Origin of the sequence: Wolbachia endosymbiont (group B) of Silvanus unidentatus (assembly GCF_964028615.1) — a bacterium.
In the GTDB taxonomy this organism is placed as follows: Bacteria; Pseudomonadota; Alphaproteobacteria; order Rickettsiales; family Anaplasmataceae; genus Wolbachia.
The window spans coordinates 1,017,037-1,029,063 of record NZ_OZ034795.1; the positions used below are offsets into that span (position 1 = coordinate 1,017,037).

General features: G+C 34.2%; 12 protein-coding genes. 6 read left to right on the plus strand and 6 right to left on the minus strand.

Annotated elements, in window-relative coordinates:
• Positions 1-66 precede the first annotated feature (66 nt).
• Positions 67-1,218: a DNA polymerase III subunit beta gene (dnaN, locus tag ABWU65_RS04790; RefSeq protein WP_019236841.1), complete on the plus strand. Its 1,152-nt coding sequence runs from the start codon at positions 67-69 to the stop codon at positions 1,216-1,218.
• Position 1,219: 1 nt separating this feature from the next.
• On the opposite strand, the gene truA is transcribed toward dnaN, so the two are convergent.
• The gene (truA, locus tag ABWU65_RS04795) at positions 1,220-1,957 is read right to left on the minus strand and encodes a tRNA pseudouridine(38-40) synthase TruA (protein WP_353280381.1); all 738 of its coding nucleotides are present in this window, start codon (positions 1,955-1,957) and stop codon (positions 1,220-1,222) included.
• A 114-nt stretch (positions 1,958-2,071) separates the two neighbouring features.
• On the opposite strand from truA, the gene recA reads away from it, so the two are divergent.
• Entirely contained in the window at positions 2,072-3,139 is a 1,068-nt protein-coding gene (recA, locus tag ABWU65_RS04800; RefSeq protein ID WP_019236843.1) for a recombinase RecA, read from the plus strand.
• A 34-nt stretch (positions 3,140-3,173) separates the two neighbouring features.
• Here the strand turns inward: recA and pth are convergent, their stop codons facing one another.
• Both pth and ABWU65_RS04810 read right to left on the minus strand, forming a co-directional pair.
• Positions 3,174-3,737, minus strand: a complete 564-nt coding sequence (gene pth, locus ABWU65_RS04805) for an aminoacyl-tRNA hydrolase (RefSeq protein ID WP_007302322.1) — start codon at positions 3,735-3,737, stop codon at positions 3,174-3,176.
• Positions 3,737-4,348: a 50S ribosomal protein L25/general stress protein Ctc gene (locus tag ABWU65_RS04810; RefSeq protein WP_007302321.1), complete on the minus strand. Its 612-nt coding sequence runs from the start codon at positions 4,346-4,348 to the stop codon at positions 3,737-3,739. Before ABWU65_RS04810 ends, pth begins: the two co-directional genes overlap by 1 nt.
• Before the next feature lie 142 nt (positions 4,349-4,490).
• On the opposite strand from ABWU65_RS04810, the gene ABWU65_RS04815 reads away from it, so the two are divergent.
• Complete coding sequence (locus tag ABWU65_RS04815; RefSeq protein ID WP_007302320.1) at positions 4,491-4,790, plus strand: ETC complex I subunit; 300 nt, start codon at positions 4,491-4,493, stop codon at positions 4,788-4,790.
• 966 nt (positions 4,791-5,756) lie between these two features.
• On the opposite strand, the gene rsmH is transcribed toward ABWU65_RS04815, so the two are convergent.
• On the minus strand, positions 5,757-6,641 hold the full coding sequence (gene rsmH, locus ABWU65_RS04820) for a 16S rRNA (cytosine(1402)-N(4))-methyltransferase RsmH (protein WP_007302319.1): 885 nt from the start codon (positions 6,639-6,641) through the stop codon (positions 5,757-5,759).
• Positions 6,642-6,846: 205 nt separating this feature from the next.
• Here rsmH and ABWU65_RS04825 point away from each other — a divergent pair, with 205 nt between their 5' ends.
• A complete protein-coding gene (locus ABWU65_RS04825; protein ID WP_353280383.1) occupies positions 6,847-8,058 on the plus strand; it encodes an MFS transporter in 1,212 nt (403 codons plus the stop codon).
• 30 nt (positions 8,059-8,088) lie between these two features.
• Here the strand turns inward: ABWU65_RS04825 and map are convergent, their stop codons facing one another.
• Together map and ftsA are read right to left on the minus strand one after the other, a co-directional pair.
• Positions 8,089-8,871 (minus strand): type I methionyl aminopeptidase, encoded by a 783-nt coding sequence (gene map, locus ABWU65_RS04830; RefSeq protein WP_007302317.1) that lies wholly within the window; start codon positions 8,869-8,871, stop codon positions 8,089-8,091.
• A gap of 117 nt (positions 8,872-8,988) precedes the next feature.
• On the minus strand, positions 8,989-10,227 hold the full coding sequence (gene ftsA / locus ABWU65_RS04835) for a cell division protein FtsA (protein ID WP_007302316.1): 1,239 nt from the start codon (positions 10,225-10,227) through the stop codon (positions 8,989-8,991).
• 137 nt (positions 10,228-10,364) lie between these two features.
• Between ftsA and def the strand changes: the two genes are divergently transcribed.
• Both def and ABWU65_RS04845 read left to right on the plus strand, forming a co-directional pair.
• On the plus strand, positions 10,365-10,904 hold the full coding sequence (def, locus tag ABWU65_RS04840) for a peptide deformylase (RefSeq protein WP_007302315.1): 540 nt from the start codon (positions 10,365-10,367) through the stop codon (positions 10,902-10,904).
• Complete coding sequence (locus ABWU65_RS04845; protein ID WP_010403847.1) at positions 10,894-11,667, plus strand: uracil-DNA glycosylase family protein; 774 nt, start codon at positions 10,894-10,896, stop codon at positions 11,665-11,667. Before def ends, ABWU65_RS04845 begins: the two co-directional genes overlap by 11 nt.
• The last annotated feature ends 360 nt before the right edge of the window (positions 11,668-12,027 follow it).

Genomic DNA, 12,027 nt, shown 5'->3' on the forward strand with positions numbered 1-12,027 from the left:
CAAAAATATGGATATCACTTTACATAGAATATGAATATCATTTAAAATATATTTTTGAGAATTAATATGTCAAAAATTGTAGATATAGGAATCAAAGAACAAAGTTCTGTGTGTGAACAAATGCGTTTTAGTGTAAGTCGTGCAAGCCTTTTAAATACGCTATCCAGGGTAAGTGGAGTGGTTGAAAGGCGCAACGCGATAGATGTTTTAGCGTGTATAAATATCAAAGCACAATATGGTAGCATAAAATTGAAGGCTACTGATCTTGACATTTCAATATTTGCCTCACTTACTGCAAATGTATCAGCAGAAGGAGAAGTGAAAATCTCAGCACATACTTTACATGATATAGTGAAAAAATTGCCAACTAATTTGGATGTCAATTTCGAAATGAATAATCAAGGAAAATTATTGATATCCTGTGGAAATGCAAATTTTTCTTTACCGAACGTAGTTTCAAATAACTTCCCTGTTCTTGAAGAAGGTGATCATCAATACGATTTCACTCTACTAAGTGCAGATTTGGTAGACTTGTTGACTAAAACGAAGTTTGCTGTGTCGCTAGATGATACAAGGTATAATTTGAATGGGATATATCTGCATACAGATGAGCAATTTCTGTACTGCGTTGCAACTGATGGCCACCGTTTATCATGTATAAAAAGGCCTAAACCTGAAGATATCAACGGAGAATTTGGGGTGATCATTCCACGTAAAACTATCATGGAACTGTTGAAAGTATTGGATGATTGTAATGAGATAAATATAAAACTTTCAGATAGAAAAATCAAATTTACATGTGGTGAGTATATTCTAATATCAAAATTGATAGATGGAACTTTTCCAGATTACAAAGCCGTTATTCCAACGTCTCAAGATAAACAAATGATTGTTGAGAGTAGCAAACTTGCTAGTGTTATAGACCGAGTTTCCGTTGTTGTGTCCGATAAAATAAAATCAATTAAATTTTCATTGCAAGAGAATTTATTAACTCTACATTCAAATTCCCAAGAGTGCAGTGATGCGACTGAGTCTATAGAGGTGGATTACGATGGAGCTCTTATGGAAGTAGGATTTAATTCTCGTTATTTGCTTGATGCTTTATCTTGTATAAAAAACAAATGTAAGGTCAGCCTATCAGATGGTAATAGCGCTACAATTATCACTGATGAAGATGATCCAAGTGCACTATATATAGTAATGCCAATGAGGACTTAAGCTAGTAATCTATCTTTACTAAGTATAAGCCGTGAGACGGCGCAGTGACCCCAGCGGCGTTTCTTTTACATTGACTTAATATGTTTAGCATTTCTTGTGGATTAGTTCTATTTTTTCCAAATTCAACTAAAGTACCAACAATAATCCTCACCTGGTTATGTAAAAAGGAAATCGCAGATATTTTGATGTATATGTGACTTCCGTTTTGTACTATATCAATATCATCGATTGTTCTGACCGGATTTGTAGCTTGACAATCTTTTGAGCGAAAGCTTGAAAGATTATGTTTTCCAAGCAGGTGTCTAGCAGCTTCACGCATGATGTTTACGTCAAGTGGGTTAAATACTTGCCACACATAACCGATTTCTAGAGCTGCAGGAGCGTAGCGATTAATTATTCTATATTCATAATATCTTTTTTTTGCTGAAAATCGTGCATGAAATGCATCATCTACAGCTTCTGCACTAAGCACAACTATAGGAATCGCTTTTAAGTGATAGTTTATTCCATTTCTTATTCTGTAAAGCTCAAATTGCCTTTCCATATTGAAATGAGCAACTTGCTCTAAAGCATGAACCCCTGTGTCAGTTCTGCCACCACAATGCAAAGAGACTCTCTCGCCACTGAAATTAAATATAGCGTTTTCTATGGTTTCCTGAATTGAGTTAGCAGAGTGTTGTTGCTTTTGCCAGCCAGAGAAACTACTACCATTGTATTCTATCGTTATTTTGTATCGCACTACAAAGTCTATCTATCTAATTTTAGGTAACTAACGTTCTTCGTTATTAAAAAACCCTTGGCAGATTGGTTGCGTTCAATTACCATGGAGACTATACAAGTTAATAAATGATCCATGGCACATAATCCAGAAGAAAGAAATAATGATAAGCAAAAAGCACTAGATAATGCAATAAGTCAAATTGAAAAAGCATTCGGTAAAGGTGCAATAATGAAGCTAAAGCAAAACCCTGTAGAAAAAATAGACACGATATCTACAGGGTCGATTGCACTTGATTCAGCTCTGGGTGTTGGGGGATTGCCAAAAGGACGTATAATTGAGATATTTGGCCCTGAGAGTTCTGGTAAAACTACCCTTGCTTTGCATGTAATTGCTGAAGCACAGAAAAAAGGAGGTTTATGTGCATTTATCGATGCGGAGCACGCACTGGATGTTATATATGCTCGTAAACTTGGAGTAAACACCGATGATTTAGTGATTTCACAACCAGACACTGGAGAACAAGCGTTGCATATTGTTGAGTATTTAGTATGTTCTGGTGCAGTTGATGTAATAGTTATTGACTCTGTTGCAGCACTAACTCCAAGAGCTGAAATTGAAGGAGATATGGGCGACCAGCACATGGGACTACAAGCAAGACTTCTAAGTCATGGGCTACGAAAGCTCACCTCTGCAGTTTCAAAAGCAAACTGTATATTGATATTTATCAACCAAATTCGTATGAAAATAGGAGTAGTATATGGAAATCCTGAAACTACCACTGGTGGAAATGCGTTAAAATTCTATACTTCTATAAGACTTGATATAAGAAAAGTTGGTGCGATAAAGGATAAAGAGAATATTACGGGTAATGAAACGAGAGTTAAAGTTGTAAAAAATAAAGTTGCTCCTCCGTTTAGAGAGGCAAAATTTGATATAATGTACAATGAAGGCATATCAAAACTTGGAGAAATAATAGATATAGGAGCAAAACTTGGTGTACTTGAAAAGGCAGGTGCTTATTATTCATATAACAATACGCGTCTTGGCCAAGGAAGAGAAAATGTAAAAAGTTACCTCAAGGCAAACAAAGAAATTGCAAGTGAAATAGAAACAAAAATCAGAGATTTATTTAAAAATCATGATAATTCCATTGCAATAGAAGAGGAACGCGAACAACTTCTAGAAGAATCAGTATTCTAATCTAAATTAGTTTGTATTGGGCAGTATTCGTTTGCTATACTAAAGTTTCACTCTCAACCGAGTTGATAAAAGCTGTGGTATCTCCTTGCAGCATTAGGTGTATATTTTTTGCTATTTTTTCCACTAAGAGGATAACGTTATCAAAATTTTCAAATTTTGATAACACATAGTCTGCTAAGCTTTTCTGACCTTCAGGCCTGCCTACTCCAAATCTTAAACGCCAATAATCATTACCAATAAAGCTATCTATAGACTTAAGTCCATTATGTCCAGCAGAACTACCACCTTTTTTTACTTTTATTCTTCCAAATTTCAAGTCAGCATCATCATGTATGACAACAATATTGTCTAGCGATAATTTGTAAAAATTTTTTATTTTTGCAACAGGAATACCTGAATTATTCATAAACGAATAAGGCTTTATTAGCATAACTTTATTATTGTTAATTATGCCAGAGGTTATCAAGTAATCGGCTTTCTTAGAAAATGACTGAAAATTCCAATATTTGTAGATTGCGTCAATAACGATAAAACCAATATTATGATGAGTTAACTCATATTGACTACCAGGATTACCAAGCCCAGCTATTAAATGCACTACTCCTCTGTTTTTGTTTGAGTCTCTTCAACATCACTATCGGCAGCAGAGATTGTTACAATGGTGAAATTTTCTTCCTCATGAGCTACAAATTTAACACCTTCTGGCAATTTTACATCATTGATATGTATAGACTGACCAATCATTTTGCCAGACAAATCAATTTCTATGACTTGAGGTATTTTCTCAGGAGAGCATTTGACAGTAATAGAACGACACAGAACATTAAGCACTCCACCTAATTTGATTCCTGGTGATTTACTTTCATTGATGAATGATAAAGGTATATCTATTTTAATTTCACTACCTTTATCAACAAACTGAAAATCAACATGTTGCACAGTATCCTTTACTACATGCCATTGAATATCACGAACAAGAGCATATTCTTTTTTCCCTGAAATATCTAGTTCTATTAAATGTGCAGAAAGAGCACCTGATTTATATTGTTTAGTAAATTCCTTTGCAGACAATGTCAAATTTACGTTATCATGCCCTTTACCATATATAACTGCAGGTATACTTCCCTTCTCCCTCAGAGCCTGCATCGCTTTCTTTTTTTTTACATCACGTAACTCTGCATTAATTGTTACCATTTCTTGCTGTGCCATCGATTACTCCTATTCAGCTAATCCTTTTTATATAATTTAATAATATAACATAAAAATATTTATTTCAAACTTCATTCTTTCACACTAATTCTTTGTGGAAAAATTTATTTAGATATATACTTAAGATTACGTAGTAAGGACTATGAGTATTAACGATCAAGTAGTTTTTAAGATTTATAAGCCAACAAAAACTGCAACACAATCTGGCTTAGGTAATACAAAATTCTGGTACCTAAAAATTGAGCCTTGTTCTTACTATATTGAACCTTTGATGGGATGGGTTGGCTCAAAAGATCCCCAAAAACAGATTGTATTAAAGTTTGATTCTCTTGAAAAAGCAATATCTTACGCAAAGAAACACAACACAAAGTACACAATTGAAATGCCAAAAGATGTTAAAAGACTGCCAAAATCTTATGCAAATAATTTTATACTAAAGTAAATTTTATTGTAGTATGTTTACCTAAAAGCTTAAATCTAAGAACATATCTTGAAAGGACTTAAGTGGTTAAGCATATATTAAAGAGTTCTTGCAGTAAGGAGAGCACGCTCATACGTCAAGCAAATAATGTTTACCTAAAATTCTTTGACATTCGCAGCTTTCTTGGCAATCGTATCCCATTTTCAGTAAACAGTGATTCTTCTATATATTAGAAAAATTTTTATTTTAATTAGCGTTAAACAATAGGCGCCTATTGGTTTTTAGCTAAAGTAAAAGTCAAATATCTGGAATTCTGGACATAAAATCCTCCTGTGTAAAAAAGATTAGAAAAAAATGCAGTGCACATACGACAGAGATTAAGTATACGTGTATACACTGAAGAAGACACACTACATTTAATGAGTTTGATTGTTTAATAGAAAAAGTCTGCAGACAAAGATAGATTTTGAGCTCTTAAAATATCTCTAATTGTAATTATAATCAGATTTGAAATATGCGCAAGCAATTTTTCATGTTAATATTTCAAATTAGGCCTCTTGCATAACTATATTAAACTCCCTCATTATATATTTCATTGCATTAATAATTGTTATCGCCCCTTGTGCAACATTTGGCCTTATCACTCGTTACCCTCCTATTTTTTGCTTACCTCATCTTATTTTTTTCCCTTTCAAGATAGGTTCTAATTGTTATTCTGGGTTTTAAGTTGTGCTAACACACTACAGAGAGTCGAATCTGGCTAGCTAGTATCAAAGGGTTATTTTTTAGGTATTTCTCCGTAAGACTGCAAGTTTTTTTAGATTACTCAAATAACTCCATTCTGCTTGCAGGACTTTTATGTCGCTTTGCACTAAATTAATTTTATGCTTTATTCATGCTAGTTCTCTATTTAGTGATTGAACGTGTAATTTTACCTTAAATAACCCTACAATAAAAATATAATTATTGAAATGGCATGAAAGGTCCTCATGATAACCTTTGTATAGCTCTCAGTTTTGCTGAACGCGCGCGTGGATTTACATTTATTTCTTCTGAACTTGCTTTGATCACTTTTTTATTTAAAAGGGAGAATGTTTTAGTAGATCCTGGTTCACATAAATCTTTAAAAACAGTTTTGACTATACGATCTTCTAAAGAATGAAAAGTAACTACAATTAATTTGCCGTTCTCACTTAAAATCTCAGATGCAGCTTTAATACCCTTTTCAAGCTCTCCTAGCTCATCATTTACCCATATTCTGATTGCCTGAAATGTCCTAGTTGCAGGGTCAATCTTGCTTTTTCCACGAAACACTACAGAACGTACAATATCCGCAAGTTCAAATGTAGTTTTGATAATTTTCTTCTTCCGCGCATTTACTATCGCTCTTGCGATTCTGCGGGAATGACGCTCACCCCCATAATTATATATAGTGTTCGCAATCTCTTCTTCACGTAAAGCGTTAACAAACGTCGAAGCATTCATATGAGAATAGTTATCCATGCTCATGTTAAGTGGGCCATCACGTAGAAATGAGAATCCTCTATCTCCATTATCAAGCTGCATAGATGAAACTCCAACGTCGAAAACTATTCCATTGATACCTTTAATATTATTACTATCTAATAAATTTTTGATATTACTAAACTTTTCAATAAATAACTTTATTCTATTAGGGTATTTAACATTTAGATCATCATAAAATTTAGTAACTGTTTCATCTCTATCAACTGCATACACTTTGCAATCAGCGGATTCCAATATTGCTTTGCTATATCCTCCAGCTCCAAACGTGGCATCCACATATATACCACCACTGTGTGGTGACAATTGCAGTAGCATCTCTTTCAACAAAACTGGAATATGTGTCATATCAAGAGACTTTGTGCACTTAAATTAAAATAACTTTCTCGCCAAAAAATATATGGAAATATATAGGTATAGTATAAGAATATTTAAATATAATCAACGATATAAAAATTTAATAAGATAATATTATTAATATAACATTTACATAATTCACGTTTGAAAAAGTAAGTAATATTACTATAATATCAAACAAATTACGGAAGATTTCGTGCAACAAATAACAAAAGTAATACTATCAGGTTTAATTTGTAACACTTTGTTGTGGTATGATCACATGCTTTTCAGCCATCTAATAAGCATAATCGGAGATGTGTTTTTTCCATCAGACGACAAATTAGTCAGCATACTTAAAGCTTTTGGAGTGTTTGCAGTGGGTTTCTTAATAAGACCAATTGGTGCTGCTATATTTGGCCACATTGGCGATAAATATGGAAGAAGGATTGCTCTATTTCTCTCTATCATATTGATGACTCTATCAACCGTACTTATTGCATTTGTTCCAGGCTATCAGAACATTGGGGTACTCGCATCAGTACTGGTGGTATGTTTAAGATTATTGCAGGGTATATCTCTTGGAGGAGAGGCAGGAAATGCCCCATTTTTAATAGAGCATGCTCCTAAAAATAAAAGAGGATTCTTTGGCAGTATTGAAGTATTGAGCGCAATTCTTGGCTCAATATTAAGTCTTATAGTGGTGCTTATATGCAAAAAAGTATCCGATTTTGAATCTTGGGGATGGAGATTGCCTTTTATTTTCAGTTTTGTAATAGGATTAATCAGTATATATATGAGATATATACTCGATGAAAGCCCAGAATATAAAAAGCAGGAAAAGCCACATGAATTACCGTTAAAAGAACTGTTAAATGGCTATAAAAAACCTTTTCTAATATCAATTGGAGTTGACATAGTTGAGAATGCATCTCTTTACATATATTTAGTGTTTTTTAATCTACTTGCATCAACAATAAACACTCACTTTAATCACGCAGTAGAAATATTGAATCAGGTTGCACTTGGAGGATTGACTATACTATTTGCAATACTTTCTGATAAGGTAGGGAGAGAAAGAGTCATGAAATTTGCATTTGTGACTTTTATAGTAGTAAGTTATCCAGTTTTTTCAATGATACTAAGTGGTAATAATTTGCTCACCATAATGGCGCACGTTCTTTTTATAATCCCAATAGCTGCTTCTCTTGGTCCTGTTAGCGCGTTTATGTGTGAATTATTCCCAATAAAGGTACGATACAGTGGATTTGGTTTATCAAGAAATATAGCTTCGGGATTTTTTGGTGGTCTTGCACCATTTATATGCACAACTATTATCAAAGTTACAGGACAAGGAACTTTAGCAAGTTTTTACATGATTTTCTGTGCATTAATTGGGTTAGTTGCTATATCACAAGTTAAGAGTTAGATTTTTTCAAAAACCAAGTGTTTAAAAAATCTAATCATAAGGTGGAAAATGCCAATTTTTAGGTGATAGTGTAAATATTTCAACTCCATCTTTTGTGACTCCAAGCGTATGCTCAAACTGTGCAGAAAGTGAAAGATCACGTGTTGTCACTGTCCAGCCATCTAGCTTGCTGAGCAGAGTTTCATGTTTTCCAGCATTGATCATTGGTTCTACCGTAAAAAACATGCCTTCTTTTAAGATAAGATCCTCACCTTCATCATAAAAATGTACAACATTTGGTGGAGCATGAAAAACCTTTCCTATGCCATGTCCACAATAATTGCGTACGATAGAATATCCAAAATCTTCAATATATTTTTCTATAGTAAGTCCTATTTTATTTAACTTATTGCCTGGCCTGACTTGTTTTATTGCTTCCATTAGCGCATTATAAGTAGCATTACACAAACGCTTTGCTTTTATTGAGGGTTTACCAGCCCAAAACATGCGACTTGTGTCACCATACCAGCCATTTAAAATCACTGTAACGTCAATATTTAAAATATCTCCATCTTTAAGAGGTTTATCATCAGGAATACCATGACATACAACAGCATTTTTCGAAGTACAAATTGATTTCGGATATCCCTTATAATTCAGTGGTGCTGGAATTGCACCTGCATTGATTATAAAATCATGACATAGATCATTTAATTCATTAGTTGTTACGCCTACTTTGACGTGTGGTGCAATAAAATCAAGGGTTTCAGCTGCAAGCCTGCCAGCTTTACGCATAAAGTCAAAATCTTCTTGTGAATGTATAGTTATGTTCATGTTTCTTACGTTTTATTGTAATTTTCTGCTTCTCTTACGGATACATCAGTGTAATAATACTATAAAAATAAGCTCTTAGATCAAGCCATTTGTATATTAAGAGATAAAGACAAAAATCTAGACTGTGACTTTTGATTTAACCCAATGGTATAACTTACTTATTTTGCCATCGTGACCAAGCATTCCAGAATTATTTCTATAAAAGGTGTCAACTATTAGCTTTATAGAGCCTAAAGCAGCAGAAAATACAGGATTTTTGTCGTATTCGCCATCAAGACCGCTACAAGATTCAGGGCATCCGATACGGACTTGTTTATTGAATATATAGCTTGCAATTTCTTTCATGCTTGTGAGTTGACTGGTTCCACCTGTGATCACTACTTTATTAATTGGATCTTTCTGTTCTTGAAATTGTTCTCTTATCAGCTCAAGTATTTCCTCAACCCTTGGTCTTATGATGTTAACAAGTTCAGACTTAAACACTTGAGTTGGTTCATCGCTTTCATTACTTTGCACTGCAATACATTCATTCTCATCTATTGAAGTTACAATAGTGCTACCGTATAGTATTTTTATGCGTTCAGCATGCTCTATACTTGTGCATAGTCCATAAGCTATATCTCGGGTAATGTGAATGCCACCAATTGGAATGCTGCTTGTGTACACAAGTTTTCCTCTCTTAAAAATTCCAATTGCAGTGCATCCACCTCCTATGTCAACAACGGCAGTTCCTAGCTCTTTTTCATCTTTACTTAGACAGGCAAGGCCTGCAGAATATGCAGAAGCAACACAACCAGACATACTTATCCCACTATTATTAGTTATACAATTTTCGATATTGGTAAGCGCTGGACGCGAAGCAGTGACAACATTAACATCAGCAGATAATCTTTTTCCATATAATCCACTGACTTCCTTTATGTCAGTCATATCATCTAAGTGATATTTCAGTGGTATATTGTGAATGATGACATTTTCTTCGATATATTTCTCAAATGTCTGAAAGACTACACGTTTTATGTCTCGGTCTGAAATTTCGTGATTAGCTGCAATAATTTCGTTATATACGTTAAAAGATGAGACTCCACATCCGGCTACATTCACATATATCTGGTCTATAGTCTCTTCTGATACTTGCTCAGCTAAACCTATAGTTGATGAAATAGAGTAACTTGCATGCTTTGCATCAGTTATTGATCCACCGCTTATACCTTCTGCACTTTTATAACCCGTTCCTATTATTTTATAGCTGAAGTTGCTATTGATCTTAACAATGAGACAGATAATTTTTGTTGTACCTACGTCTAAAACGGCAAAAACATTTCGCTTTGGTTTTATTATTACTGCAGAGTACATTAGTTGACCTTATGACACAATTCCATTCAAATTGTAGCTTCCTTTAATAATTTATATTTCTATTAAAAATACAGCAACATTTTAATATACCCAAAATACTGTACAAAGGAAAAAATAAAACATAAAATTTTAATTTTATGTCTAAATTGCCAATTGTAATTGCCCCTGATGAAAGGTTAACTACACGTGCCAGTGAAGTAATAGATATAACCGATAAAATTAAAGAATTAGTAAACGACATGTTCGAAACTATGTACTATGCAGAAGGTCTTGGTCTTGCTGCAGTACAAGTTGGAGTGCTGAAGAGAATTTTTATCATGGACGTTCAGCCAGAGAAGGCTGAAGATGGGCCAGCAGGATATGAATCAACTGGCAAATTTTGCATGATTAACCCTGAAATTACAGAATTATCGGGTGAACAAGTAATTCTCAAAGAAGGGTGCCTTTCAATTCCAGAGCAAAGCCATGAAATTAAGCGTCCAAAATATTTAACTGTGAAATATAAAAATTTAAATAACGAAGAACAGACGCTAAAAGCTAGTGGTTGGCTTGCAAGGTGTATTCAGCATGAGTTAGATCATTTAAATGGTATATTATACGTTAGACATTTGTCTAAATTGAAGTACGATATGGCTATGAAAAAAGCTCAAAAGGTTAAGAGGCACTATGAACAATGAAGATCTAGAATTGTTGAAGTTCTATCATGAAGTGGGTGTTGACTGCACGCTAACTGAAGGTGAAGAGGAAAAAAAAGTGGAAAATGAGAGAGCTGCACAGTCTTCTGTCATCGAGCAGAAAAAAGCCATGTTCCCAAGTGATTGGATCATTGAAGCAAGGAAGCTTGCAAGTGAATGTGGTAGTGTAGATGAACTAAGAAGTGCAGTTAAGTCATTTGAGGGTTGTGAAATAAAAAAAACTGCAACTAATACTGTTTTTTCCGATGGTAATCCAAATGCAAAAATCATGCTTGTTGGTGAAGCACCAGGAGCAAATGAAGACCTGAAAGGCATACCATTTTGTGGTGCAAGCGGAATGCTGCTCGATAAGATGCTCGGTGCAATTAATCTGGACCGCACTAAGGTATATATAAGCAACACCGTGTTTTGGCGTCCACCAGGTAATAGAAAACCAACTGATCTAGAGCTTGATATGTGCAGACCATTTGTTGAGAAGCATATTGCTCTTGTTTTACCGCAGATTCTGATTTTTGTTGGAGGAATCGCATGTTATAGCCTTCTTGATAACACAAAGACTATATCGAACTTGCGTGGCAAATTTCATACTTATACTAACCAATATTTATCTCATGCAATTACCACAGCCGCTATATTTCATCCAGCCTATCTACTTCGTCAACCAGCACAAAAACGCTTAGCTTGGGAAGATTTAAAGAAGATTAGAGAATATCTTGATAATACCAATAACCACACGGACGTTTAGCTTACTACTTGTTGTCATCGCAGTACCTTCTCCTATCATTCCAGACTAGAATGACACCCTATTGACACACTGCCTAGTTCATGTTAGTTATAGATATTAAGAAATTTACTAAACAAAAAAAAGGCAAAAGAATCCCCCAGTAGTGAGTTTTGACCCTATAATAATGTAAATTGGCATTGTAATAATGTGCTAACGCTTATTTAAAGCGTGTTTTGGCTGAATGTAGAAAAAATAAAAAAGACATGCAGCCGCTATAATTTTATGTAATCTGCCAATATATACCTGAGTTTTTTACTGAATTTTGTTGTTAAATCTGCAGAGATTAAAAACAAGGATAAATACTCTTATTGATATGATAAG